The sequence below is a fragment of the Pseudorhodoplanes sp. genome (assembly GCF_050250235.1).
Classification (GTDB): Bacteria; Pseudomonadota; Alphaproteobacteria; order Rhizobiales; family Xanthobacteraceae; genus Pseudorhodoplanes.
On sequence record NZ_JBFWPA010000102.1, the window covers coordinates 1 to 23,682 of the forward strand.

The 23,682-nt window shown below is 65.1% G+C and carries 25 protein-coding genes and 1 pseudogene; 11 read left to right on the forward strand and 15 right to left on the reverse strand.

Features of this window, described 5'->3' with window-relative positions; genetic code table 11:
* Positions 1–113, reverse strand: a 113-nt coding sequence (locus AB7F49_RS29150; RefSeq protein ID WP_428529021.1) for an SDR family NAD(P)-dependent oxidoreductase, incomplete at its 3' end; no start/stop codon positions are given.
* A 253-nt stretch (positions 114–366) separates the two neighbouring features.
* Positions 367–1,545, reverse strand: a complete 1,179-nt coding sequence (locus tag AB7F49_RS29155; RefSeq protein WP_428528977.1) for an acetyl-CoA C-acetyltransferase — start codon at positions 1,543–1,545, stop codon at positions 367–369.
* 181 nt (positions 1,546–1,726) lie between these two features.
* Here AB7F49_RS29155 and phaR point away from each other — a divergent pair, with 181 nt between their 5' ends.
* Positions 1,727–2,323 carry a polyhydroxyalkanoate synthesis repressor PhaR gene (gene phaR / locus AB7F49_RS29160; RefSeq protein ID WP_428528979.1) on the forward strand — a complete coding sequence of 199 codons (597 nt, stop codon included), beginning with the start codon at positions 1,727–1,729 and terminating at the stop codon, positions 2,321–2,323.
* A gap of 32 nt (positions 2,324–2,355) precedes the next feature.
* Here the strand turns inward: phaR and AB7F49_RS29165 are convergent, their stop codons facing one another.
* Positions 2,356–4,122 (reverse strand): putative bifunctional diguanylate cyclase/phosphodiesterase, encoded by a 1,767-nt coding sequence (locus AB7F49_RS29165; RefSeq protein ID WP_428528981.1) that lies wholly within the window; start codon positions 4,120–4,122, stop codon positions 2,356–2,358.
* Between the two features lie 200 nt (positions 4,123–4,322).
* On the opposite strand from AB7F49_RS29165, the gene AB7F49_RS29170 reads away from it, so the two are divergent.
* Complete coding sequence (locus AB7F49_RS29170) at positions 4,323–4,622, forward strand: hypothetical protein (protein WP_428528983.1); 300 nt, start codon at positions 4,323–4,325, stop codon at positions 4,620–4,622.
* Between the two features lie 44 nt (positions 4,623–4,666).
* On the opposite strand, the gene AB7F49_RS29175 is transcribed toward AB7F49_RS29170, so the two are convergent.
* The 4 genes and pseudogenes from AB7F49_RS29175 to mtgA all read right to left on the reverse strand — a co-directional run.
* Positions 4,667–6,250: a gamma-glutamyltransferase family protein gene (locus tag AB7F49_RS29175; RefSeq protein WP_428528985.1), complete on the reverse strand. Its 1,584-nt coding sequence runs from the start codon at positions 6,248–6,250 to the stop codon at positions 4,667–4,669.
* Between the two features lie 21 nt (positions 6,251–6,271).
* On the reverse strand, positions 6,272–6,685 hold the full coding sequence (locus AB7F49_RS29180) for a hypothetical protein (protein WP_428529023.1): 414 nt from the start codon (positions 6,683–6,685) through the stop codon (positions 6,272–6,274).
* Between the two features lie 137 nt (positions 6,686–6,822).
* A complete protein-coding gene (rpmF, locus tag AB7F49_RS29185) occupies positions 6,823–7,011 on the reverse strand; it encodes a 50S ribosomal protein L32 (protein WP_325706119.1) in 189 nt (62 codons plus the stop codon).
* Between the two features lie 231 nt (positions 7,012–7,242).
* Positions 7,243–7,899, reverse strand: a pseudogene (gene mtgA, locus AB7F49_RS29190) (monofunctional biosynthetic peptidoglycan transglycosylase); the annotation flags it as partial.
* Between the two features lie 137 nt (positions 7,900–8,036).
* Between mtgA and AB7F49_RS29195 the strand changes: the two are divergent.
* The 5 genes from AB7F49_RS29195 (at position 8,037) to AB7F49_RS29215 (ending at position 13,353) form a co-directional block, all read left to right on the forward strand.
* Positions 8,037–8,954, forward strand: coding sequence for a polyprenyl synthetase family protein (locus tag AB7F49_RS29195; protein WP_428528987.1), 918 nt, complete (start codon positions 8,037–8,039; stop codon positions 8,952–8,954).
* 160 nt (positions 8,955–9,114) lie between these two features.
* A complete protein-coding gene (locus tag AB7F49_RS29200) occupies positions 9,115–10,758 on the forward strand; it encodes an efflux RND transporter periplasmic adaptor subunit (protein ID WP_428528989.1) in 1,644 nt (547 codons plus the stop codon).
* 31 nt (positions 10,759–10,789) lie between these two features.
* A complete protein-coding gene (locus tag AB7F49_RS29205) occupies positions 10,790–11,542 on the forward strand; it encodes an ABC transporter ATP-binding protein (RefSeq protein ID WP_428528991.1) in 753 nt (250 codons plus the stop codon).
* On the forward strand, positions 11,539–12,771 hold the full coding sequence (locus tag AB7F49_RS29210) for an ABC transporter permease (RefSeq protein WP_428528993.1): 1,233 nt from the start codon (positions 11,539–11,541) through the stop codon (positions 12,769–12,771). Before AB7F49_RS29205 ends, AB7F49_RS29210 begins: the two co-directional genes overlap by 4 nt.
* 96 nt (positions 12,772–12,867) lie before the next feature.
* Complete coding sequence (locus AB7F49_RS29215; protein ID WP_428528995.1) at positions 12,868–13,353, forward strand: hypothetical protein; 486 nt, start codon at positions 12,868–12,870, stop codon at positions 13,351–13,353.
* A gap of 3 nt (positions 13,354–13,356) precedes the next feature.
* Here the strand turns inward: AB7F49_RS29215 and AB7F49_RS29220 are convergent, their stop codons facing one another.
* The 4 genes from AB7F49_RS29220 to AB7F49_RS29235 form a co-directional block, all read right to left on the reverse strand.
* A complete protein-coding gene (locus AB7F49_RS29220) occupies positions 13,357–13,710 on the reverse strand; it encodes a hypothetical protein (RefSeq protein ID WP_428528997.1) in 354 nt (117 codons plus the stop codon).
* 344 nt (positions 13,711–14,054) lie between these two features.
* Positions 14,055–15,329: a flavodoxin-dependent (E)-4-hydroxy-3-methylbut-2-enyl-diphosphate synthase gene (ispG, locus tag AB7F49_RS29225; protein WP_428528999.1), complete on the reverse strand. Its 1,275-nt coding sequence runs from the start codon at positions 15,327–15,329 to the stop codon at positions 14,055–14,057.
* A 114-nt stretch (positions 15,330–15,443) separates the two neighbouring features.
* Complete coding sequence (locus AB7F49_RS29230; protein WP_428529001.1) at positions 15,444–16,358, reverse strand: DMT family transporter; 915 nt, start codon at positions 16,356–16,358, stop codon at positions 15,444–15,446.
* 122 nt (positions 16,359–16,480) lie between these two features.
* Positions 16,481–16,957, reverse strand: a complete 477-nt coding sequence (locus tag AB7F49_RS29235) for a Fur family transcriptional regulator (RefSeq protein WP_428529003.1) — start codon at positions 16,955–16,957, stop codon at positions 16,481–16,483.
* Between the two features lie 144 nt (positions 16,958–17,101).
* Between AB7F49_RS29235 and AB7F49_RS29240 the strand changes: the two genes are divergently transcribed.
* Positions 17,102–18,148 (forward strand): patatin-like phospholipase family protein, encoded by a 1,047-nt coding sequence (locus AB7F49_RS29240; RefSeq protein WP_428529005.1) that lies wholly within the window; start codon positions 17,102–17,104, stop codon positions 18,146–18,148.
* Between the two features lie 75 nt (positions 18,149–18,223).
* Positions 18,224–18,781, forward strand: coding sequence for an O-acetyl-ADP-ribose deacetylase (locus AB7F49_RS29245; RefSeq protein WP_428529007.1), 558 nt, complete (start codon positions 18,224–18,226; stop codon positions 18,779–18,781).
* Between the two features lie 23 nt (positions 18,782–18,804).
* Here AB7F49_RS29245 and AB7F49_RS29250 read toward each other — a convergent pair whose 3' ends face one another.
* Genes AB7F49_RS29250 through gloB form a run of 4 tightly spaced genes read right to left on the reverse strand, consistent with a single transcriptional unit; the run spans position 18,805 to position 22,141 of the window.
* Positions 18,805–19,746: a glucokinase gene (locus AB7F49_RS29250; protein ID WP_428529009.1), complete on the reverse strand. Its 942-nt coding sequence runs from the start codon at positions 19,744–19,746 to the stop codon at positions 18,805–18,807.
* Between the two features lie 57 nt (positions 19,747–19,803).
* Positions 19,804–20,181: a carboxymuconolactone decarboxylase family protein gene (locus AB7F49_RS29255; RefSeq protein ID WP_428529011.1), complete on the reverse strand. Its 378-nt coding sequence runs from the start codon at positions 20,179–20,181 to the stop codon at positions 19,804–19,806.
* Positions 20,178–21,320, reverse strand: coding sequence for a CaiB/BaiF CoA transferase family protein (locus tag AB7F49_RS29260; protein ID WP_428529013.1), 1,143 nt, complete (start codon positions 21,318–21,320; stop codon positions 20,178–20,180). Before AB7F49_RS29260 ends, AB7F49_RS29255 begins: the two co-directional genes overlap by 4 nt.
* A gap of 53 nt (positions 21,321–21,373) precedes the next feature.
* Positions 21,374–22,141, reverse strand: a complete 768-nt coding sequence (gene gloB, locus AB7F49_RS29265; RefSeq protein WP_428529015.1) for a hydroxyacylglutathione hydrolase — start codon at positions 22,139–22,141, stop codon at positions 21,374–21,376.
* Between the two features lie 282 nt (positions 22,142–22,423).
* Here gloB and AB7F49_RS29270 point away from each other — a divergent pair, with 282 nt between their 5' ends.
* Positions 22,424–23,212: a methyltransferase domain-containing protein gene (locus tag AB7F49_RS29270; RefSeq protein ID WP_428529017.1), complete on the forward strand. Its 789-nt coding sequence runs from the start codon at positions 22,424–22,426 to the stop codon at positions 23,210–23,212.
* A 164-nt stretch (positions 23,213–23,376) separates the two neighbouring features.
* The coding region (locus AB7F49_RS29275; protein WP_428529019.1) for a hypothetical protein at positions 23,377–23,682 on the forward strand (306 nt) is incomplete at its 3' end.

Consider the following 23,682-nt stretch of genomic DNA (forward strand, 5'->3'; position numbering starts at 1 on the left):
TCGTCATTGCCGGCATAGCTCGCCGCAACCTTGTAATCCGCGGCCTTGAGCGCCTTGCAGATTGCTTCCCCGATCCCGCGCGTTCCCCCCGTTACCAGCGCCACCCGAGCCATTGCTTCCCCCGTTTTCTTGTCCGGTCATCCAAGCCGGAAAACCTACACTAGACACGTAGATGGCCGGGGCAAGCCCCGGCCATGATGCAAGTCAACCTGTTGCGGCGTCTCGACGCTGCGGCGCAAAACGCCGCGCGTCTCACGGTCGCTGCGTTCTGGCACCCGTTCCCGGCTATGGCCGCTCGAGGCTTGTTGGTGCCTGCTCGCGCGCTACGCCCGCTCCAGGCTTGTTGTTCAGGTGCCTGCTCGCGGGCTACGCCCGCTCCAGGCACATCGCAATCCCCATGCCGCCGCCGATGCACAGCGTGGCGAGGCCCTTCTTGGCATCGCGCTTCTGCATCTCGTAGAGCAGCGTCGTCAGCACCCGGGCGCCGGAGGCCCCGATCGGATGCCCGATCGCGATCGCGCCGCCATTGACGTTGACCTTCGAGGTGTCGAGGCCAAGCTCCTTGTTCACGGCGCAGGCCTGCGCGGCGAAGGCCTCATTGGCCTCGATCAGGTCGAGATCGCCGACCTTCCAGCCGGCCTTCTGCAGGGCCGCGCGCGAGGCCGGGATCGGGCCGGTCCCCATGATCGAGGGGTCGACGCCGGCATGGGCCCAGGAGGCGATGCGGGCGAGGATCGGCCGGCCTTCCTTCTTGGCCTGCGAGGCCTTCATCAGCACCACGGCGGCTGCGCCGTCATTGATGCCCGAGGCATTGGCGGCAGTCACCGTGCCTTCCTTGTCGAAGGCCGGGCGGAGCTTGCCGATCGAATCCGGGGTCACGCCGGCCTTCGGATATTCGTCGGTGTCGACAACGATATCGCCCTTGCGGGTCTTGATCGTGACCGGCGCGATCTCGTCCTTGAACTTGCCGGCCTTCATGGCGGCTTCGGCCTTGTTCTGCGAGCCCGCCGCAAACTCATCCTGCTGCTGGCGGGTGATTTGATATTGCTTGGCCACGTTCTCGGCGGTGGTCCCCATGTGATAGCCGTTGAAGGCGTCCCAGAGGCCGTCCTTGATCATGGTGTCGACCATGGCGAAATCGCCCATCTTCACGCCACTGCGCAAATGTGCGCAATGCGGCGCCATGCTCATGGATTCCTGGCCGCCGGCGACCACGATGTCGGAATCGCCGTTGAGGATCGCCTGATAGCCGAGCGCGACCGCCCGCAAACCCGAGCCGCAGAGCTGGTTGACGCCCCAGGCCGGGCTCTCGACCGGAATGCCGGCCGCGATCGAGGCCTGGCGGGCGGGGTTCTGACCCTGACCGGCGGTCAGGATCTGTCCCATAATGACTTCGGAGACGTCCTTTCCGTCCACTCCGGCGCGCTTCAATGCGGCCTCGATGGCGACCTTCCCCAGTTCATGCGCCGGCAGGTTCGCAAAAGCCCCGTTGAAGGCCCCAACCGGCGTGCGCGCGGCACCCACGATGACGATATCATCCTGCATGAAGTTGCTCCCTGTCTGTTGCGGATCGCCATAGCATGGCGCGTTCGCGCGGCAAAACCGCCCGCCATGCGATCCGGCCGGATGCGACCCGCACAAAACGGTGGCTTGGCCGCTTGAAACCGCCTATTTTCGATCTACAGGCCCAATTCCGGGTGTCAGCGGGCGCCGCACAAGCGATATCATGGCAAAATCCGACGAACCCATCACGATCAAGAAATACGCCAACCGGCGCCTCTACAATACCGGGACCAGCACCTATGTGACGCTGGAAGACCTGGCGACGATGGTGAAGGCCGGCGAGAATTTCGTTGTCTACGACGCCAAGAGCTCCGAAGACATCACCCGCTCGGTGCTCGCGCAGATCATTTTCGAGCAGGAAAACAAGGAAGGCCAGAACCTCCTGCCGATCAATTTCCTGCGCCAGTTGATCCGCTTCTACGGCGACTCCATGCAGATGATGGTGCCGCGCTATCTTGAGGTGTCGCTGGAATCCTTCACCAAGGAACAGGAAAAAATGCGTCAGCAGATGGCGCAGGCCTTTGGCGTCGGCGTTGGCGCGAGCCCGTTCGGGCCGATGGAGGATCAGGTCCGGCGCAACATGGAGATGTTCGAGAAGGCGTTCTCCATGTTCACGCCGTTCGCCCGCGGGGGCGCCGCCGCCAATCAGGAAAAAGCCGACGCCGACAAGACCGCCACCTCTTCCGAGGATATCGACGCGCTCAAGCGTCAGATCGAGGAGATGCAGCGGCGCATCGATCAGATCAGCGACAAGAGCTGACGCACGGAACGCCGGTCGTCAGATCCGCTCCACTAGGCCCGTGCCTGATCGGGGCGCGAAGCGGACTTGTCGTGACGCGTGCCGTACCAGTCGAGGCGCGCCAGTCCGATATGTTCGCCCTGCAGATAGTCGCAGCCCCATGCGGCGAGTATGGCGGCCGATTGCTCGTCCTGCACCCATTCGGCAACCGTTTTCAGTTTCAGCCCGCGTGCAAGGTCGAGCATGGTGCGCACGAAGGTGCGGTCGTCTTCCGAGCGCGTCAGATTCTGAACGAAGGCGCCATCGATTTTGATCATGTCGACGCCGAGCTGGCGCAGGTTGCGAAATGAGGTATAGCCCGCGCCGAAATCGTCGATGGCGATGCGGGCGCCGAAATCCTTCACCCGGCGCACGAAACCGCGTGCGTTGTCGATGTCGTGAATCGCGGTGGTTTCGGTGATTTCCACGATCAGCCGCGTCGCCACGGTGTCGTATAGCCGCAACAATGCCTCGAGCCTGGACCACCAGTCCGGATCCATGGTTGAAGACGCCGAGACATTCAGGCTCGCATGCAATTGCGGATGCGCCGCCATCTCCGCAATCGCCAGTTCGAGCACGCGCTGATCGAGCAGCCGCGCCAGACCAAGCCGTTCGGCCACCGGCACGATCTCGCGCGCCGGAACAAGGCTGCCATCGACTCGGCGGATGCGAAGCAGGCATTCGTGGAACACGAGGTCCCGGGTCTGAGCGTCGACCACAGGTTCGTAGGCCAGAAGGATGCGCCGTTCGTTCAAGGCGGTCACGATCTTGTCGGTCGCGCGGATATTCGCGCGGCGCTGCGCTTCGCGCTCGGGATTGGGCCGGTAGGCGAGAAAGGAGCCCGGCCGCTTTTCCTTGGCGCGGTCGAGCGTCTCCTGCGCCCGCGCCAGCACCTCCTCGATATTGGCGGCGTGGCGCGGCACCGTAACCCCGCCGATCGTGCCGGTGACCGAGACCGGCCCGGCCGTCGTCATCACGACGTCGTCGCGCATGATCGCGAGAAAGCGCTCGGCGGCAGCGCCGATCTCTTCCGGCGCGCAATTGGTCAAAATGATTCCGAACTTGTTGCCCGAAAACCGGCCGAGCGTATCAATGGCGCGCGTGCGGCTGCGCAGGCGCTTGGCGATGACGCTGATGACCTCGTCGGCGACGTCGTAGCCGTAAGCCTCGTTGACGCGACCGAGATTGTCGACGGCGACCAGCAGAAAGCCGCAGGAAGTTTGTGCCTGCGCGGCTTCCTGCAGCACGTGCGCCAGTTGTTCGGTCAGATGCCAGCGATTGATTTCGCCGGTCAGTGCGTCGAAGCGCGACAGAAAAGCGAGCCTCTGTTCGCGCTCATGGCGGTCGTTGATGACGCGGATGACGCCATGCGCCAGGTGCGGCTTGCCGTCCGCGCCGGCGAACCAGCGGCCGGTATCCTCGATCCACAATTTGGGCGAACGCGGGCCGGAACGAAGCGCATATTGGACCTGGTAGGGGACGCCCGCACCCTGGTCGGCTCCCGCCGAATGCACGATGGCATCGAAGCGCGTGCGGGCGTTGCCGGGATCAAGGAGATTCGCAAAACCGCGCCCGGTGGTGATGGATGCGGTGTCACGCAGGTCGAGCAGTGCGGCGGCGCCCGCGCCCCAGGTCAGGGAGTCGGTATCCATCCGCCATTCATAGGCTGCCTCGCCCGCCGATTGCATGATCGCGGCACAATCCAGCGGTTCGGCCGCGAAGGCATCCTGGCGCGGCTCTCCGGACCGCGGGTTGCGCGGAATGTCAGTGTCTCCAGCCAAGGTCGGTCCTTTCTGAGGGTGCCGTTCCGCGCAGAAACGTCATCCGGAGCCGCCAGCCTAACCGGTAAGAACTAAACAAGAGGCAAAGCCGGGCGTTTGCTTTGTAGGAACGCCGGATCGCGTGCGGCGTTGGTCGGCACGGGCCTTGCGATTCAACCGGTGAGAGGGCGATCGCGTCCCATTTTGACCCAGGAGCCGCCGTGCCGGCCGACAAAACGAAGCGTGACGCCGATGCCCCGGTTCAGGCTGACCCCGTTCGGGACAAGGCGAAGGCAGATAGTCGCGATCTGATCGCGGTTAACGAAAAGTCAACGCCACGCAAGCCGCGACCGTCGCGCTATGCCGACACGCTGTTTCTCGCGCATGTTTTCGCCAGCAAATTCGACGCGCCGCAGCAGCGCGAGAAGCGCAGGGCCGACCCGGCAGACGCCAATGCGAGCTACCGCAAGACGGCGAAGCGTCCGGTAAAGACCGGGCGCGTGCTGTCGAAGAAGGTGTGAGCCGTCCGTCGTTCCCGGCCGTGGGCGTCCCGGAAAGACGAATATCAATACCCCAGCGCAATGCCGTCCTTGCGCGGATCGGACGCCCCGATCAATACCCCGTGCTCCCAGTCGATGCGGATCGCCTGACCGCCGCCATGCGGCATGGAACGCCGGGCCACATCGTGGCCGCGCGCGCGCAGCGCCTCGATGACGTGGGAGTCGATGCCGGTCTCCGCCTGGACCTGTTCGCCCTCGAAGAAGACCCGCGGCCAGTCGATCGCGGTCTGCAGGTCCATGCCATGATCGACGATGTTCGAGATGAGATGGGCGTGCCCCATCGCCTGGTAGGCGCCACCCATCACGCCGAAGGTCATATCGACGCGGCCGTCGCGCCGGGTCATCGCCGGAATGATGGTATGCAGCGGCCGCTTCGACGGACCGATGCAATTGGGATGTCCGGGTGTCAGATTGAACCCGGAACCGCGATGATGCAGAAGGATGCCGGTCTTTTCCGTCGCGATCCCCGATCCGAATGCCGAGAACAGCGAATTGATCATGGCGACGGCATTGCGGTCGCGGTCGACGACGCAGACCAGCACCGTTGAGCCCATCGGCCGGATCGCCGTCGGAAATTGCGAGCGCTTCGTGGGGTCGATCATGCCTGCGAGCCTTGCAGCAAAGCCGCGGTCGAGCAGGGCCTGGACCTGTTCGGACATGAAGGCAGGGTCGGCGATATTCGTGTTGCGCATGCCATAGGCGAGACGTGCGGCTTCGATCAGAATATGCAGCCGGTCCGCGCCGCTGGCAGCCAGCGCGCCCATCTCGAAGCGTTCGAGAATGTTCAGCAGCACCAGCGCCGCCAGGCCTTGGCCGTTCGGTGGCAGTTCGACCACCTCGAGCCCGCGATAATCGGTCGAGATCGGGCCTGCCTCCTCGCCACGATGCGCGGCGAAATCCGCCGCCGTCAGCACGCCGCCCTGCGATGACAGGCTCGCGACGATGTCATCGGCAATCTCGCCCTCATAGAATGCGCGCGCGCCGCCTTTTGCGATCGTGCGAAGCGTCGCGGCGAGTGCTGGAAACCGCACCACATCGCCGGCCCTGGGCGCCTCTCCTTCGCGCAGCAGATGCTTTGCGGTGGCGGAATGCTTGCGCAGCTTCTGCACCGCGAGCGCCCAGTCGAGCGCGACACGCGGCTGCACCGGGACGCCGGCTTCGGCTGCCGCGATCGCGGGCGCGAGCACCCGGTCAAATCCGAAACGGCCATGCGCCTTCAGGATTGCATCCCAGGCCTCGATCGCTCCGGGTACCGTCACCGCATGGACGGAGTCGATCGCGATCCCCGTCAATCCCTGTTCGATCAGCGCTTCGGCGTGCATCGCGCCGCCGGTTCGGCCGGACCCGTTATAGCCCCAGATCGGCCGGCCCGGCCGCGCTACCAGACAGAAACAGTCGCCGCCGATCCCCGTCATATGCGGCTCGCCGATGCAGGCTGCGGCCATCGCGGCAACCGCGGCGTCGGCCGCGGTGCCGCCCGCGCGCAGGATCTCGATCGCGGTCAGCGAGGCCAGCGGGTGCGACGTCGCGACCATGCATCCGGTGGCATAGACCAGCGACCGGCCGGGCGCTTGGAAATCGCGGGTCATGACGGCTGGTGAATGTCGGGATCAGTGTGCCATCGGATGATGGCCATCGACGGTATAGTCGCGCGAGGCCGCGCGGATCGAGATCGAGAATCCGCCGATCACGTCGACGGCGCAGATCACCAGGAAGATCAGGAAGGTCGAGGTCGCCGCCTTCTGCACCATGATGAATTCAAGCAGGGCCGCGACGAAGACGACGAAAGACAGAAGGTGATCGACGATCGACTTCACGCCGAACCGCGTGGCTTTGAGGATTTCGACGAACAGCAGCAGAATCGAGAGAATGATCAGCAGGTCGGCGGTGGTGACGCCCAGCGTTGCGCCGGACATCATCGGAATGGAGAACACCGTGTCCGCGAAACCGAGATCGAACAGAAACGCGATCATGTTGTAGATCGCGAGCGGGATAAGCAGGAGAGGAAAGCCGACGAGATACATCAATCATGCCCTCCGGGACGTTCTCTCCTGTCCCCCGGTGCGCAATCAGCAAAAGGGGCTGCCGGATTTGCGTCGCAATCAAGTCTACGCAGATTGCGTCACCTTATCTGCTGTTGCGCGCCCATCAAACCAGACGATCAGGCTTCGGCGCTCTTCACCTTCAGCACCTGCCGGCCCTTGTACATCCCGGTCTTGAGATCGAGATGGTGCGGACGGCGGAATTCACCGGAATCCTTGTCCTCGACATAGGCGGGCTGCTTGAGGGCGTCGGCGGACCGGCGCATCCCGCGCCGCGACGGCGAGGTTTTTCGTTTCGGAACGGCCATTGGCGAAACTCCTGAAAAAAGACAATCCGGTCCAGGGAACCACCGAAGGAAACCCTGCCGGACCGGATGTGACGGATTGCGGCGGCTTATAAAGGAACGGTCCTGCCGGCGCTAGTGGTCCGATTCCAACATTCGCACGCCTTCTAGGGCGGCCAGTTGGGTAGCGAATGTCAAATCCGCTCCACTGGGGTTTTTGGCCGGAACTCGCGCCGCCCGGGGTGTCCGCTTCAGGCAGGCGTCGAGGCCTGCCGTGTTGGCCCGCCGCTGGTAGATGCCGGAAAGCCGGCGGACCGCCGGCCCCGGCTTCTGGGCGTCCCGGCGCCTGGGATTGGGCAGCATGGCCGCCATCAGGGCGGCCTGGCGTGCATCCAGATCGGCCGCTGACTTCCCGAAGGCGCGCCGCGCCCCAGCCTCCGCGCCAAACTGGCCGGTCGGGCCCCATTCCGCGACGTTGAGGTAGATTTCCATGATCCGGCGCTTGCCGAGGATCAGGTCCATCCAGACCGCCAGCGGCAATTCCAGCGCCTTGCGGATGTAGGATCGCCCCTGCCACAGGAACAGATTCTTGGCGGTCTGCTGGGTGATGGTGGAGCCGCCCCGCAAATCTTCGAAGTCTTCGGCTTCCTGGATGATGTCGCGCAGGCCCCGCCAGTCGATCCCGTGATGGTTGCAGAATTGGGCATCCTCGGAGGCGATGACGGTGCGCGGCAGCACCGGCGCGAAATCCTCCAGCGGACGCCAGAGCCGCGTCACCGGCTGGAACGTCACGTAGCGCCACAGCATGGGTGTGGAGATCGGCCGCGCCACGAGGTAAAGCGGCGTCAGCAGATACGGCAGGACGATCAGGATCAGCGCGAGGAGCGCCGCGACCCGCAAGGCCCGGCGCAGACCGCTGCGGCTGGAACGCGTCGACGGTTGCTGCGATAACGTCACCAAATCCGGCCCGATGGATCGTCACCCCTAGAGAGTCTCATGCAGCGTGACAAGACAATGAATGCGGCCCAGCGTCGCGAACGCGGTGGATCATGAAGAGCGCCTTTGACCGCGCCCTCGATGCGGCCGCGGAGGACAGCGAGCATCTGCTTGGAACCCTGCTGGCCGATGCCGCAGGCGAGGGCGAGATCGCGCGTCCGGGACGCCTGCTTGAGGCCATGCGCTACGCCGCACTCGGCGGTGGAAAGCGGCTGCGTCCGTTTCTGGTGATCGAGAGCGCGGCGCTGTTCGCGGTCCCGCGCGCGCGCGCGCTGATGGCTGCCGCAGCACTCGAATGCGTGCATTGCTATTCGCTCGCGCATGACGATCTGCCGGCGATGGACAACGACGACCTCCGGCGCGGACGCCCGACGCTGCATCGTGCCTATGACGATGCAACCGCGATCCTTGCCGGCGACGCGCTTCTCACCTTCGCCTTCGACATTCTGTCGCAGGACGCGACCCATCCCGATCCGGCGGTACGGATCGCGCTGGTGCGCGAACTGGCGCGCGGCTCCGGTCTCGGCGGCATGGCCGGCGGACAGATGCTCGATCTGGCAGCCGAGGGGCGTTTCGGAGCGACCTCCGCGACCGAGGAATCCGTTGTCACCATGCAGGCAATGAAGACCGGCGCTCTCCTGCATTTCGCATGCATCGCGGGCGGTCTCCTCGGCAATGCCACGCCGGTTCAGGGCGAGGCCCTGTCGCGCTACGGACGCGCCATCGGAACGGCCTTTCAGATCGCCGACGACCTGCTGGACGTCGAGGGCGATGCTGCCACCGTCGGCAAGGCCACCGGCAAGGATGCCGCGGTTGGAAAGGCGACGCTGGTATCGCTGTTCGGGATTGCAGCGGCGCGCGACCGCCTTGCGCGCTGTGTCGCGGAGGCCGAAGCGGCGCTTGCGCCGTTCGGGGAGCGTGCCGCCATCCTGAGCGAAACAGCCCGTTTCATCGCAACACGCGAGAAGTAGCTTTCACGCCGGCGCCCATATTTCGGAGCAATTGGAGCTCACAATTGAATTGCAGGTCACATTTGCGGGGATTGTGACGCTTTGTGTCTGCCGACTGTCCAATCTGTAAGGTGACGAAGCCCGGGTCCGATACTACATCTGGTTGCCGGGGTAGACGATCATGCGCAAGTTGCCCGTTTTAGTCCTGTTCCTCGCCGCGACCGGCGCGGCCGCGCTTTACTTTGTCCCGGGCTGGAACGGGGCGCCCGCCGAAGGCAGCTACCGCACCGCCAAGGCCGACCGCGGCGAGATTGTTGCGTCCGTCAGTGCCACCGGGACCATCAATCCGACCACGACCGTCATCGTCGGCTCGCAATTGTCGGGACAGGTCGTCGAAATCCTGGCCGACTACAATTCCGAGGTGAAGGCCGGGCAGGTGGTGGCGCGGCTGAACCAGGACCATATCCGGGCCAGACTCGATGCGGCGCGCGCCGATCTGGCGCAGATGCGCGCCCAGAAACTCGTGACCGAAGGCCAGATCGAGAAGGTCAAGGCCGAGACCGAAAAGGCCAAAGCGGCGCAGGCCGACATGGAAGCGCAGGTCTCCCGCAACGATGCGCTGCTGGCGGACAACGATCGCATCTACAAGCGCCAGAACGATCTGCGCAGCCGGGGCTTCGCTGCCGAAGCGGCGGTGGACACCGCGCGCGCGAACCGCGATGCGCAGGAGGCGGCGCTTGCCTCGGCGAGGGCGCAGGTAAATTCCGCCAAGGCCAACATTCTTGGGCTCGCGGCGGACCTCCAGGTCGCACAGGCCAACCTCGCCGCGGTCAGCGCGCAGATTCAGCAGCGCGAAGCGGCGGTGCGGCAGATCGAGGTCGATCTTTCCAATTCCGAGATCAAGTCGCCGGTGTCAGGCGTGGTCGTGCAGCGCAACGTCGAGCTTGGCGCCACCGTCGCCGCGTCGCTGCAGGCGCCGATTCTGTTCCTGATTGCCGACGATCTCTCCCGCATGGAGATTGCCGCCAATATCGACGAGACCGATGTCGGGCGCATCAAGCCCGGCCAGCGCGCGACATTCACGGTCAATGCCTTTCCGGGCCGGACCTTCGAAGGCATTGTCAAGCAGGTGCGGCTCGGCTCGCAGATCGTGCAGAATGTCGTGATCTATACGACGATCATCTCCATCGAGAATCCGCGCCGCGAATTGCTTCCTGGCATGACGGCGAATTTGCGCATCGAGACCGAGCGGCGCGACAATGTGGTGCGGATTCCGAATGCGGCCTTGCGCTGGCGCCCGCCGTCGCTTGCCGACCAGCCCCTGACGCCAGTGCCGTCGGCAGCCTCGCGGGCGCCGCGCCGAGCCGGCGGCAACAGTGCGGAATTCGTCGAAGCGATCCGGAAAGAGGTCAAGCCGAGTCCGGAACAGACGCGTGAGATCGACGCCGCGATTCTCGAGATGCGGCAGAGCCTGTTCGAGGGCGCGGCGGGGGACGGCGACATCAATGCCCGGCGCGAACGCCTGCGTACGGCGCGTCAGTTGCTGGAGCAGCGGATTGCCGCTCTTCTGACGCCGGCACAGAAGCCGGCCTTCGAGGCCATCGTGAAGCGCAATGCGGAGAGCCGCGAAGCGCGCGCGACCCAGACCGGCCGGGTGTTTGTGGTCGGCCGCGACGGCAAGCCGGAAGGCGTCACGGTTCGCATCGGCGCGACCGATGGCGGCTCGACCGAAGTCGTTGCCGGGCTTGAGGTGGGCGCCGAGGTCATTGTCGGCGGCGCATCGCGGGCGGGCGCGCCGCGTCGCGGGCCGCGGTTCGGGTTCTGATGACACAGGGCGTATTGGGAAAATCCGCGCCATGCCGCTGATCGAAACCGGCCACCTTACCCGCCTCTACAAGCTCGGTGGTGAAATCGTCAGCGCGCTGGACGGCGTTTCCATCGCGGTGGAGGAAGGGGATTTCGTTGCGGTGATGGGGCCGTCAGGCTCGGGCAAGTCGACCTTCATGAACGTGATCGGTTGCCTCGACAAGCCGACGTCCGGCACCTACCGGCTCGATGGCGACCTGGTGTCGACACTGAGCGGCGACGCGCTCGCTGCCGTCCGCAACCGGAAAATCGGCTTCGTGTTTCAGCAATTCCATCTGCTCGACCGGCTTGAAGCGCTAGCCAATGTCGAGTTGCCGATGGTCTATGCCGGTGAGGATCGCGCTGCGCGCCGTGAGAAGGCGGTGAGCGCGCTGAAGCGCGTCGGACTTGGCGAGCGGATCCATCATCGGCCGACGCAGCTTTCCGGCGGCCAGCAGCAACGGGTTGCGATTGCCCGCGCGCTCGTCAATCAGCCGAAAATGCTGCTTGCCGACGAGCCGACCGGCGCGCTCGACAGCCGGACCTCGGTCGAACTGATGGCGCTGTTTCAGGAATTGAACCGCGACGGCATGACCGTCGTGATCGTGACCCATGAGCCCGACATCGCGGCCTATGCCAACCGCCTGATCCGTTTCCTGGATGGTCGCGTGCAGTCCGATCGGCGCCATACGCCGGTGGACGCAGCGAAGCGGCTCGAGGAGCTTGGCAAGGCTCACCACGCGCATCACGAGGCCGCCGAATGACCAACGGCGACGCCATCCTGTCGGCGCTCGATGCACTGCGCCTGCACAAGCTGCGCAGCGCGCTCACCATGCTCGGCATCATCATCGGTGTCGGTGCGGTGATCGCCATGGTCGCGGTCGGCGGCGGCGCGCGCGAGCAGGTGGTGGCGCAGATCAGAAGCCTCGGCGCGAACCTGCTTTTCATCACACCCGGCAACGTGACCCAGGGTGGGGTGCGGCTCGGCATGGGCGCGGCTTCGACCCTGACCGAGGACGACGCCATCGCGATCGAAAAGGAGGTTGCCGCCGTGCAGGCGGTCGCGCCCTATATGCGCGGCAGCGCGCAGCTGATTGCCGGCGGGCAGAACTGGGCGGCCAGCGTCTTCGGTGTCGATAACGGCTTCTTCGAAGCCCGCGAATGGGATGTCGAGCATGGGCGCGCGTACGAACCGGAAGAGCTTTCGCGCGGCGCGCAGGTCGCGGTGATCGGCCAGACGGTCGCGCGCAATCTCTATGGCGGGCTTGATCCGGTCGGGCAGGAAATGCGGATCCGCAACGTGCCGTTCCGCGTGATCGGGGTGCTGGCCAGGAAGGGCCAGTCGACCTGGGGGCAGGATCAGGACGATGTGGTGATGGTGCCGCTCGCAACCGCTCGCCAGCGCGTGCTGGGCCGCAATCAGGCCAATGCGCGGGCGGTCGGCTTCATCTATGTGAAGGTGGTCGACGGCGAGGACATGAGCCTGGTCGAGGATGACGTGAAGCGCCTGTTGCGACAGCGTCACCGTCTGCAACCCGGACAGGACGATGACTTCACGGTGCGCAATCTGGCTGACATTGCCGCCACCCGAGAGGCGAGCGCGCGCACTCTTGCGATCTTGCATGCCGCCGTTGCCGGCGTTTCGCTGGCGGTCGGCGGCATCGGCATCATGAACATCATGCTGGTTTCGGTGACCGAGCGCACGCGCGAGATCGGGCTCCGCCTCGCGCTCGGCGCACGGCAATGGGACATTCTGCGGCAGTTCCTGTTCGAGGCGACCGGCCTTGCGGCAATCGGCGGGTTCGTCGGCGTTCTGCTCGGGGTCGGTGCGGCCTATATCATCTCGAACGCGGCCGGCTGGCCGCTGCTGATCGAGCCTGTGTCGATCGTGCTGGCAGTGGTTTTCTCGGGTCTCGTCGGTGTGTTCTTCGGCTGGTATCCGGCGCTGCGCGCTTCCAGGCTCGATCCGATCGAGGCGCTGCGCCACACGTAAGCCACTGCGCAACCGAGGCTTTTGCTGGCTTAAGACTTTTGCCAGACAACCGGTTCACATTTCCTGCGAACGGGAGTGTGGATCGTGGCGCAGTCAATGCCGAAAGCAAGTGTCGCCGGAGCCGTCATCGGGCTCCTCGTCGCCGCGATCGGTTTTCCGTTCGTCCTGATGGCATCCGGATTGCTGCCGGCCAAGGGCGCAAATGCGCCGCTCTGGGTGCTTGGCGCGGCCGGCATGGCCTTCGTGCTGGCCGGCGCTTCCGTGACCCTGTCGGCCCTTGCCGGGTCGACGGCACGCGACGGCACGCTGCCGGATCGCGCGCCCTTCGCATTGCATGTGCTTCAGCTTGCGCTTGGGCTCGGCATCGTGGCGATGCTGGCGCTGGCCGGCACCTGGGTGGCGCTCGGCGCGGGCGGCGGGTTCCGGTCGGCGATGTCGATCGGCGGAGCGAGCCTCTCCGGCCCCGCAAACGAAACCATGGCGCGTTTCGTGTTCGGTTTCGGCGCGCTGGTGACCTGGGCGATCTTTGTTGCCTTCGCGGTGCGCGGCTGGCGCAAGCTACGCGCGCGCATGCAGCAATAGCGTCTACCGCCAGCGGCCCTGAAACCGCCGCCAAAGGTCGCGCGCCGAAACCGAAAACACTGCGAACAGGATTCCGGCGATCACGATGGGGATCCATAGCAGCACCAGCCCGGCGAGCAGCAGGAAGACGATGCCGACGGCAAGTCCGACACCAAGCAGGATCAGCGCCAGCGTGAACGGGCCGATCTTCTTGATCTGAACGCGACGGATGCCGTCGTCGCTCTCCTCGACCCGGACGAAGATGTTTTCGAACGCGCCGCGCCCGTCCCGTCGCGCATTCGGCGGAATGATTTCGGGCTCCACGCGCGGGCGTTCCACGGGTGGGCGGGTTGGATCGGTGTACGACATGGCCAGCATATGGGACCTGCGCGGCGTGGCCGCAATGCGGCCTCCCGGAGGGTCAGAATGCCGCAAGCCCGCCTGCGTGGAAAACCGCGGAAACGTCACCGGTTGCGTTCCATTGCTGTGGCCGCGAGGGGCTTGTGCGCTGCATCCATTAAAGCCTTGTCATCAAGCAGCGCCGCTGGAACGCAGATGGCCGGCTTTCGTTTTTAGAGGTCAGAGGCGACAGGAGGACCGCCCCAGATGCTTGAGAACCTCATTCCGCTGGTGCTCGTGAGCGCCGCCATTTTCGGTCTGCTGTATCTGGTGATGGAAGTAGCGTCACTGACCGGCGACCGCAGGAACTGACGCGCCGGGCTCTATTCCGCCGCCGTCCGCCCGGCGCCGCCGGAGCCGTAGCGCCGCTCGATATAATCGATCACCAATGTCTTGAAATCCGCAGCAACGGTCGGTCCGCGCAGCGTCACCGACTTCTTGCCGTCGATGAACACGGGTGCGGCCGGCGCTTCGCCGGTACCCGGAAGTGAAATGCCGATATCGGCATGCTTGCTCTCGCCGGGACCGTTCACGATGCAGCCCATCACCGCGACATTCAGCGCTTCGACGCCCGGATAGCGCGTCTTCCATTCCGGCATCGAGGTGTGGATGAAATTCTGGATGTCGCGCGCCAGTTCCTGGAACGTGGTCGACGTCGTGCGCCCGCAGCCGGGGCAGGCCGCGACCAGCGGCACGAAGGTGCGAAACCCCATGGTCTGCAGGATTTCCTGCGCGACCTTCACCTCGACGGTGCGGTCGCCGCCGGGCTCCGGCGTCAGCGAGACGCGTATGGTGTCGCCGATGCCCTGCTGCAGCAGGATGCCGAGCGCGGCGGATGAGGCGACGATGCCCTTCGATCCCATGCCGGCTTCGGTGAGGCCGAGATGGATCGCATAATCGGAACGCTGCGCCAGCACCTGATAGACCGCGATCAGGTCCTGCACCGCGGAGACCTTCGCCGACAGGATGATCCGGTTCTTCGGCAAGCCCATTTCAACCGCGCGATCGGCCGACAGCAGCGCGGATTGCACCATCGCCTCGCGCATCACCGCGCGCGCTTCCAGCGGCGCCGCCGATGTCGCGTTTTCGTCCATCAGATGCGTGAGCAATTCCTGGTCCAGCGAACCCCAATTGGCGCCGATGCGCACCGGCTTGTTGTGCCGGATCGCGGTCTCGATGATGGCGCCGAACTGCTTGTCCTTCTTGTCCTTGAAGCCGACATTGCCCGGATTGATCCGGTACTTGTCGAGCGCTTCGGCGCAGGCCGGATGATCGGCCAAGAGCTTGTGGCCGATATAATGGAAATCGCCGATCAGCGGCACCCGCACATTCATCCTGGCGAGGCGATCGCGGATATGCGGCACCGCGGCTGCGGCCTCGTCACGGTCGACGGTGATGCGCACAAGCTCGGAGCCGGCACGGGCGAGGGCGGCGACCTGCCGGGTGGTCTGTTCGACGTCGGCGGTGTCGGTGTTGGTCATCGACTGCACGACGATCGGGGCGCCGCCGCCTACCGTGACGCCGCCGACATCCACGGCAACGCTGGCGTGGCGTGGCGCGGGTCCGCCGAGAACTTGCGGGGTGGTAATCTGGTCCATGGCTCTAATCTAGCATCGGAATGCGAAAACGGGAGTATGACCTTCGCGCGGGCCGCGCCGGAACCCGGATAAACACGACGAAAGACGCATGCGATCTTGGCTCACGATCTTGGCTCAGCGCGGCCGGTTGACCAGGATGAGGCCGCCGATCACCAGCGCGACCGCGCCCGCAAAGGCCGGCGTGATGGGATCGCCCATCACCAGATGCCCTGCGAACACGCCGAATAATGGTGTCAGGAATGTGAAGGCCGAAAGACGGCTTGCCGAATATCGCGCCACCATGGTGAACCAGATCAGAAAGGTGATCGAAACCACCCAGAAAGTCTGATAGGCGAGTGAGGTCAGCGCGACCGCGCCCGGCATCTGCGTGACCCGCTCGCCAAGCAGCCAGGCCGCGACGGCGAGCATCGGCGCGGAAACCACGAGCTGATATTGGAAGGTCTTTTCGGGTGCGGCGCGGGCCAGCGAGGTCGATTTCAGCACCAGCGTCGTAAAGCCCCAGACGATGCCTCCCGACAGCGCCAGAAAGTCGCCGAGCAACTGGTTCGCATTGGCGGACGGTGTAGGCACGCCGAATGCGAGCACAAGGCCGGCGAACGACATCACCAGGCCCGCCCATTGCGTCCATCGGAACCGATCGGTCGGGACCAGGAAATGCGAGCCGAGCACCACGACGAACGGCGCGGCATAGATGAACAGGGTGGCGCGGCTTGCGGTGGTGTAGAGCAGCGCCGGGTAGATGAAGATGAATTCCAGTCCGAACAGCACGCCTGCGATCAGCCCCGCCTTCAACGTGTGGTCGCGCATGTCGAGTGAAATGCCGCGGGTCCGCGCATAGGCCCAGATGATCAGCGCGGCGCCGGCCGAGCGGATCGCCGCCTGCGTCAGCGGCGGAATGTCGGGCAGAGCCAGTTTCACCGCCACCTGGTTGAAACCCCAGCACATGCAGAGAAATACGATGAGAGCGGACGCGCCGAATTCCAGCGAGCGTGTCGCCGCATCGTGCGGCGCCTGCGTGGTCGAGGTCATTCAGGATTCCCGGCGGGGAGACGTGGGTTCTGGTAACGGACTTTGGTTCGCTGCGCCAGCAAGCGGATGGAATGGCGGTCATGCCGCCTTCCGGCGAGCTACCGCTGAGCCGGCAGTCGCACCTATCTGCAATTTGCGCACACGCCGGTGATCTCGATCACCGGCGCCTTGGGCGAAAAACCGGCGGCGCGGGTCGCCGATCTCAGGGAGTCCGCCACAGCCTGCGATGGCGCTTCGCCAACCTCGCCGCAGCGCTCGCAGATCAGAAACACCACGAGATCGCTGGGGTCGTGCCCGTGCACGCAGGCGATATAGGCGTTGCGGCTTTCGATGCGGTGCGCGAGCCCGTTCTCGATCAGGAAATCGAGGGCGCGGTAGACCGTGATCGGCGCGTGTCGCGTGCCGTGCCGTGCGGCGCGATCAATGATCTCGTAGGCGCCGAGTGGCTTGTGGTTCTCCAGCAGCACCTCCAGCACCTGGCGGCGCGTCGGCGTGAGCTTCTGTGCGCGCTGGTCGCAGAGCGCCTCGGCATGGCGCAAGGCGTCGGCGCTGCAGCGATTGTGGTCGTGATCCGGAGCGGGAAAGATCGGGCTGCTCATGGCTTTCTCATATAGGCCCCAATTCGAACCGCAACATGGGCGAATGTGTTGCAATTGGGTTGTGCAATGCACAAAATGAATTATTGCAATGCAACAAAATGCCCCTAGGTTCGTTCACTGCGGGTGACGAAACCAGGAAGCGGAATGCTCAAGGACATGTCGGCCGGCGTTAACCGCCTTTTGACGGGGCTGCGGTTCCGTCCGGGCGTCAGGCGGGTCAATCTGGCGCTGCAGGGCGGCGGCGCGCATGGTGCCTTCACCTGGGGCGTTCTCGATTATCTGCTGGAGGATGGACGGCTCGTGTTTTCGGGTGTGTCCGGCGCCTCGGCGGGCGCGGTCAATGCGGTGATGCTGGCGGACGGGCTGGCGCGGGGCGGGCCTGTCGAGGCGCGCAAGCGGCTGGCCGAATTCTGGCGCGCGGCGAGTCTCGGCGGCGCTCTGCCGGGGCCGCAGCGTGCGGTGCTGGACCGCGTGCTCGCGCTGTTTCCGGTGGGCGGTTCACCGGTTCAATTGTTCGTCGACGCGATGTCGCGGCTGATGAGCCCGTATGATTTCAACCCGCTCAACATCAACCCGCTGAAGGATCTGATTGGCCGGTTCGTCGATTTCGAAGCGATCCGCGCCTATGCGGAGATGGAGCTGTTCATCTCGGCGACCAATGTCCATTCCGGTCGGTTGCGGGTGTTTCGGCGCGAGGATATCAGCGCCGACGTTGTGATGGCCTCGGCAGCGCTGCCGCATGTGTTCCGCGCGGTCGAGATCGACGGCGAGCCCTATTGGGATGGCGGCTTTACAGGCAATCCGGCAATTCTGCCCCTGGTTGCCTCGAACGCGGACGATGTGCTGCTGGTGCAGATCGCGCCGTTGAAGCGCGACGATACCCCCACCTCGGCGCGCGATATTCTCAACCGCGTGAACGAGATATCGTTCTCCTCCTCGCTCGCGGCCGAGCTGCGTGCACTCGAATATGTGGGGCGCGGCACCCGGCACGCGCCCGCGGTCAACGTGCATCGCATTTTGCTCGAAGGCCTCGACAAGAGGCTCAACGGTTCGCGGCTGAAGACCGACTACGACTTCTTCTCGCTCCTGCATCGCGCCGGCCGCCGCGCCGCGCGACGCTTCCTGGACCGGCATTTCGCCGATATCGGCCATCGCTCCACGCTCGATCTGGTGAAGGAGACCGCGGCGTAGCTGCCTCGTGGTCCCGATTGTCCTTTTCCCGAAGCGGAGAGGGAGTTGCCGCGTTCGCCGTGATACAATGCGGTCATGTCCAACTCCCCGATCCTCTCCATTGAAGCCGGGCAGGCTCACATCGATCTGTTGATCGGCGACATCACCGCGCTCGACGTTGATGCCGTCGTCAATGCGGCCAATGAGGCGCTTTCGCCCGGCGGCGGCGTCTGCGGCGCGATCTTTCGCGCGGCGGGCCCCGAACTGAAGACCGAATGCGAAAGTCTGGGCGGTTGCGAGACCGGCGACGCAAAGATCACGCGCGGTTATCGGCTCAGCGCGCGTCATGTGATCCATGCGGTCGGTCCGGTCTGGGGCGGCGGCAAGCGGGATGAGGACGCGCTGCTGGCGTCCTGCTATCGCCAGTCGCTGGAACTCGCGGTTGCGAACGGGCTCGCCAGCCTTGCCTTTCCGGCAATATCGACCGGCATCTATGGCTATCCGGCCGACCGCGCTGCGCGCATCGCTACCGGCACCGTCGTCTCTGAATTGTCGGCAAAGCCGCGTGGCATCACGCGTGTGGTGCTGTGCTGCTTCGATGCGCAATCCGCACAATGTTATGTCGAGGCGCTGACAGAGATGGGCCTGGCTTAGGTCCCCACGTCCGGCACGCGAGATCACGCCTTCCGCATCAACCGTTCCGCAACCGCGACGCAACCAATCAGGCCCGGCTCCGCGCAGGTAATCAATGCGGACGGCATCGCCTTCAGCATCGCCTCATAGGGCGGGTGCCGCTCGAACGCCGCGCGGAACAGCCGCGCGTCGAACAGCGGGCCGAGCCCGGTCGCAACTCCGCCGGCAACATAGACGCCGCCGCTCGCCCGGAAACTCAGCGCCATGTCGCCGGCGAAGCGGCCGAGCAGGCGCACGAACATCGCGACCGTGGCGCGCGCCTCGCGATTGCCGGCGGCCGCCTGGCGCACGATCATCTCCGGCTTCACCCGGAGGGTCCCGGGATGCATGGCGTCATGCAGCGCCGCTAGGCCCGTGCCCGAGAGCACGGATTCGGCGGAGAGCGGCGCATTCTGTTCGGCGAGCCGGTGAAACACGGACTCTTCGTCCGCATAGGCCGGACCGAAGGAGCTGTGGCCGGCCTCGCTTGCGATGACGTGCAAGCCGTCGCGGGTCGGCACCAGCGCAGCAACGCCTAGGCCGGTGCCGGGTCCGATCACGAGCTTCACGCCGGGCGGGAAAACACAATCGCCGCCGATCGGCTGGAGATCGTCCCGCCGCAGCAAGGGCAGTGCCCAGGCGAGAGCCTCGAAATCGTTGACGGCATGAATTGACGAAATTCCGAAACGCGCGGACAGGTCCGGCAGCCGCACACACCAGTTGCGGTTGGTGAGCGCGATTTCATCGCCATTCACCGGAGCGGCGAACGCGAGCACCGCCGCCCGCGGCCGATGCGGAGCACCGTCCAGCAGGCGTGCCAGCACGCCCTCCGGTCCGTCGACGCTGTCATTGGCGATGGTGACGATCCGCTCCGGCCGGCCACCGATCGAGGCAAAGGCTGCACGGCTGGTGGTGCCGCCGATATCGGCAATCAGGATGTCGGCCATCGCCCCTTGGTCCACGCAAACCCCGTGCATCCAACACGGACCACGGGTTCCCGCAACCTATTTCCCTTCCGCCGCGAACACCTCGCGGGCGATGCGGAAGGAATCCACCGCGCAGGGCACGCCGGCATAGATCGCGACCTGGAGGAACACCTCCATGATCTCGTCCTTGCTCACGCCGTTGGTCAGCGCGCCCTTGATATGCGCCTTGAGTTCATGCGGCCGGTTGAGGATCGAGATCATCGCGAGGTTCAGCATCGAGCGCTGCTTCAGCGGCAGGCCCTCGCGTCCCCAGACATGACCCCAGCAATATTCGGTGACGAGTTCCTGCAGCGGCCGGTTGAAGTCGTCGGCATTCTTGAGCTGGGTGTCGACATAGGCATCGCCCAGCACCTTGCGGCGGATCGACAGGCCCTTGTCGTACATGTCCTTGTTCATGGTCGCTTCCCTTCGTTGGTGTTTCCCAGAAACTCTTTCCGGATGTCGTCGCTGTGCTGGCCAAGCGCTGGCACCGCGCCATAGCGCCGCGGCATGTCGACGATCGGCGCCGGCGCCGGAATCGTCGCCGGTCCGCTGGGCGTGTCGACCGTGATGCGCCGCAGATGCGGATGCGCGGACAGAAGCGCGCAATCGCTCACGCGCGCGAAGGCGATGTCGGACTTCTCCAGCATCGCCATCAACTCTGCCACATCGAGACGCACGAAGGCCGTGGCGACCATGGCGTCGGTCTCGGCCCGATGAGCCACCCGCTGAATGCTGGTTGCGAATTTCGGGTTCGTTCCGAGCGCGGAATCACCCAGTATCTTGTCGGCCAGCACGCGCCATTCGCGATCGTTCTGGATCGAAATCAGGATGTCGGCGCCGTCCTTCGACCTGAACACGCCATAAGGCGCGATCGCCGCATGCGCGAGCCCGATACGCCGGAACGGATGCCCGCCTTCGTGCGACAGCAGCGGCACCGTCATCCATTCCGCCATTGCGTCGAACAGCGACACCGAAATGCTCGCGCCTTCTCCGGTGCGGCCGCGCGCGATCAGCGCCTCCAGGATCGCCTGATAGGCATTCATGCCGGCGCCGATATCGGCAACGGAAAAGCCGACGCGGGCCGGTGCCTCCGGTCCGCCGGTGATGGAGGCAAGCCCGACTTCCGCCTGCACCAGCAGGTCATAGGCCTTGCGCGTCATGAAAGGGCCGCTCTCGCCGTAGCCGGAGATCGAGCAGCAGATCAGCCGCGGATGCCTGCTGCGAAGCTCCGCAATCGCAAACCCGAGTTTCGCGATCGCGCCCGGCTTGAGGTTCTGCACGAATATATCGGCCTTCGCCAGCATGGCCGCGAACAGCTGCTTGTCGTCGGGTTTGCCCAGATCCAGCACCACCGATTCCTTGCCGCGGTTGAGCCAGACGAAGTTGGCGCTTTCGCCGTGCACGTAGCTGTCATAGCCGCGCGCAAAATCGCCCTCCGGCCGTTCGACCTTGATGACGCGTGCACCGGCATCGGCAAGCCGGCAGGTGGCCTGTGGCGCCGCCACCGCCTGTTCGAGCGAGACCACGAGAATGCCGGAGAGCGGGAGGGTCATCGAAATAGGCTGGTCATTCCGGGGGCGCGACCATCGGCGGAATCGGGCTCACGTCAGAACTTGTTCTTCCGCTCCCGTATTTCCCGGAACACCTCCGCCGCGGACTTGCCCGTCATGCCGACGGCCGCCGCGACCGAGGGAATATCCGCCCGCAGGAAGACATTGGCGGCCTTTTCGGTGCCGAGCGTCTGCGGCAGCGTCGGCTTGCCGGCGGCACGCAGTTCGTCCACCTCCGCCGCCCGCTTCTGCAGGGCCGGATTGTCCGGCTCGATGGTGAGCGCGAACTTGATGTTGGCCTGGGTATATTCGTGCCCGCAATAGAAGGTGATGTCGTCCGGCAGCGCACGGATTTTCAACAGCGAGTCCCACATCTGCGCGGGCGTGCCCTCGATCACGCGGCCGCAGCCGATCGAGAACAGGGTATCGCCGAAAAACCCGATCTTGTCCTTGTCGAACACGAGCGAGATATGGCCCGCCGTGTGGCCGGGTGTATCGATCACCCGCGCTTCCAGAGAGCCGACCCTGACGCTGTCGCCTTCGCCATAGGTGGCGTCGGTATCCGCGATCTTCGCCGCCTCGGCCTTCGGCGATGTGACCTTGCACTTGTGCTTCGCCTTCAGCTCCGGAATGCCTTGCGTGTGATCCGCATGATGATGGGTCACCAGAATGTCGGTCAGCGTCCAGCCGGTCTCTTTCAGCGCTTTCTCGACGGCCGCCGCTTCGGGGGCATCGATCGCCGCCGTGGCGCCGGTTTCGGGGTCGTGGATCAGAACGCCGAAATTGTCGGAGAGGCAGGGGAATTGGTGGACTTTGGCCGGCATGTCGGTTCCGTTGCGCAGGTGCAAAAAAAACAACGCTAGTGTGGTGGTTCGGAAATCCGCTTCATTCTTGCAGCACGCCCTTCAAGCGGATTTCCGAACCAAACCACACCAGAATCACAGGTTTGCTAGTGTCCTTCGAATCCGAAGTCCGCTCACGAGCAAGCCGCAGAAGGAGGCGGACTTCGGATTCGGGACACTAGCACGATGCTCGCGGTTCGAGAATGTTGACCATGGGTGCCGTCGTCGCAGTCGGGCGGACGCGTTTCATGCTACCATTGCGCCATGTTCATCGACGTTGTCGATTTGCGGAATTTCTATGCTCAGCCGCTCGGGATCGTGGCGCGGCGTTTCGTTGGGCAAGGCATTCGCGCGCATTGGAACGAGGTGCGCGGCGAGCGGATTGCCGGAATTGGCTACACCACGCCCTATCTCGGCATTTTCCGCGAGGATGCGGAACGCTGCCTCGCCTTCATGCCGGCCTCCCAGGGGGTGGTAAAATGGCCGTCCAACCGGGCCGGGCTCGCATCACTGGTTGACGAGACCGACTTGCCGCTGACGGACGCCGCGGTCGACCGCGTGCTGCTGGTGCATGCGCTGGAAATGGCGGACGACCCGGTCAGGCTGCTGCGCGAGGTGTGGCGGGTATTGTCGGCAAACGGCAGGCTTCTCGCGGTGGTACCGAATCGGCGCGGCTTGTGGGCGCGCGTGGACACGACGCCATTCGGTCACGGCCGGCCCTATTCGCGTTCGCAGATCACCCGCATCCTGCGCGAGACGCTGTTCGCGCCCAAGGGCTGGGGAGAGGCATTGTTCGTCCCGCCGGTGCAGCGCAACTGGTTCCTGCGCTCGGCCGGTGCGTGGGAACGGGCGGGTCCGACCGTTCTGGCTCCGTTTCCGGGCGTGCATATCGTGGAGGCCAGCAAGCAGGCCTATCGAGCAATTCCGGTGCGGCGCGAAAAGCGCGTCCTTGTGCCGCGGCTCGAGCCGGCGCTGGCGCCGTCGCCCGGCGGTGCGGTGCGGACCTCAACGTCGTCCTTCCTGGGCGCCGGCGTACCCGGGCAGGGGCGCTAACTTCGGCATTGGCAATAACGCCCGATTCGGCGCCCCGCGCCTTTTCGTCTGTCCTGTAATGGCGGGACGAGTTACTCCCCGGCCGGCGGCTGGCTCTGCGCCTCGTCGCCGCCGTCGCCGGCTCCCTCGGGGCGCGGCCCGCGCGGGCCGCGCCGACGCCGGCGATGCAGCGGGAAACGGTCGCCCTGAGCCTCGTGGCCGCCATTGGGTTGTTCGCCCGCCGCGGCAGGAGCCGCACCGGTAATGAAGGACGGCAGCCGCTCGACATCCTCCTCCTGATTGCCGTTGGCCTGCTGCGGCTGACGGTTTTCATGCTGGCGCGTGTCGTGCTGCCGATTGTCGTGCTGACGATTGTCGTGACGATCCTGACGATTGTCGCGATTGCGGTCGTGTCGCGGCTGATAATCGCCGCGCGGCTGGTACGGCTGGTCGCGCTGCTCGCGCGGCTGATAGGGTTGTGCCTCGCGCGG

Bases quoted from the DNA above. Each gene is read 5' to 3' on its own strand.
- AB7F49_RS29270 (WP_428529017.1), top strand. From the start codon at position 22,424: ATGTTCATCGACGTTGTCGATTTGCGGAATTTCTATGCTCAGCCGCTC.
- rpmF (WP_325706119.1), bottom strand. From the start codon at position 7,011: ATGGCCGTTCCGAAACGAAAAACCTCGCCGTCGCGGCGCGGGATGCGC.
- AB7F49_RS29230 (WP_428529001.1), bottom strand. From the start codon at position 16,358: ATGACCTCGACCACGCAGGCGCCGCACGATGCGGCGACACGCTCGCTG.
- AB7F49_RS29245 (WP_428529007.1), top strand. From the start codon at position 18,224: ATGTCCAACTCCCCGATCCTCTCCATTGAAGCCGGGCAGGCTCACATC.
- AB7F49_RS29240 (WP_428529005.1), top strand. From the start codon at position 17,102: ATGCTCAAGGACATGTCGGCCGGCGTTAACCGCCTTTTGACGGGGCTG.
- AB7F49_RS29205 (WP_428528991.1), top strand. From the start codon at position 10,790: ATGCCGCTGATCGAAACCGGCCACCTTACCCGCCTCTACAAGCTCGGT.
- AB7F49_RS29255 (WP_428529011.1), bottom strand. From the start codon at position 20,181: ATGAACAAGGACATGTACGACAAGGGCCTGTCGATCCGCCGCAAGGTG.
- AB7F49_RS29200 (WP_428528989.1), top strand. From the start codon at position 9,115: ATGCGCAAGTTGCCCGTTTTAGTCCTGTTCCTCGCCGCGACCGGCGCG.
- ispG (WP_428528999.1), bottom strand. From the start codon at position 15,329: ATGGACCAGATTACCACCCCGCAAGTTCTCGGCGGACCCGCGCCACGC.
- AB7F49_RS29260 (WP_428529013.1), bottom strand. From the start codon at position 21,320: ATGACCCTCCCGCTCTCCGGCATTCTCGTGGTCTCGCTCGAACAGGCG.
- AB7F49_RS29220 (WP_428528997.1), bottom strand. From the start codon at position 13,710: ATGCTGGCCATGTCGTACACCGATCCAACCCGCCCACCCGTGGAACGC.
- phaR (WP_428528979.1), top strand. From the start codon at position 1,727: ATGGCAAAATCCGACGAACCCATCACGATCAAGAAATACGCCAACCGG.
- AB7F49_RS29175 (WP_428528985.1), bottom strand. From the start codon at position 6,250: ATGACCCGCGATTTCCAAGCGCCCGGCCGGTCGCTGGTCTATGCCACC.
- AB7F49_RS29195 (WP_428528987.1), top strand. From the start codon at position 8,037: ATGAAGAGCGCCTTTGACCGCGCCCTCGATGCGGCCGCGGAGGACAGC.
- AB7F49_RS29155 (WP_428528977.1), bottom strand. From the start codon at position 1,545: ATGCAGGATGATATCGTCATCGTGGGTGCCGCGCGCACGCCGGTTGGG.
- AB7F49_RS29250 (WP_428529009.1), bottom strand. From the start codon at position 19,746: ATGGCCGACATCCTGATTGCCGATATCGGCGGCACCACCAGCCGTGCA.
- gloB (WP_428529015.1), bottom strand. From the start codon at position 22,141: ATGCCGGCCAAAGTCCACCAATTCCCCTGCCTCTCCGACAATTTCGGC.
- AB7F49_RS29180 (WP_428529023.1), bottom strand. From the start codon at position 6,685: ATGTATCTCGTCGGCTTTCCTCTCCTGCTTATCCCGCTCGCGATCTAC.
- AB7F49_RS29235 (WP_428529003.1), bottom strand. From the start codon at position 16,957: ATGAGCAGCCCGATCTTTCCCGCTCCGGATCACGACCACAATCGCTGC.
- AB7F49_RS29215 (WP_428528995.1), top strand. From the start codon at position 12,868: ATGCCGAAAGCAAGTGTCGCCGGAGCCGTCATCGGGCTCCTCGTCGCC.
- AB7F49_RS29210 (WP_428528993.1), top strand. From the start codon at position 11,539: ATGACCAACGGCGACGCCATCCTGTCGGCGCTCGATGCACTGCGCCTG.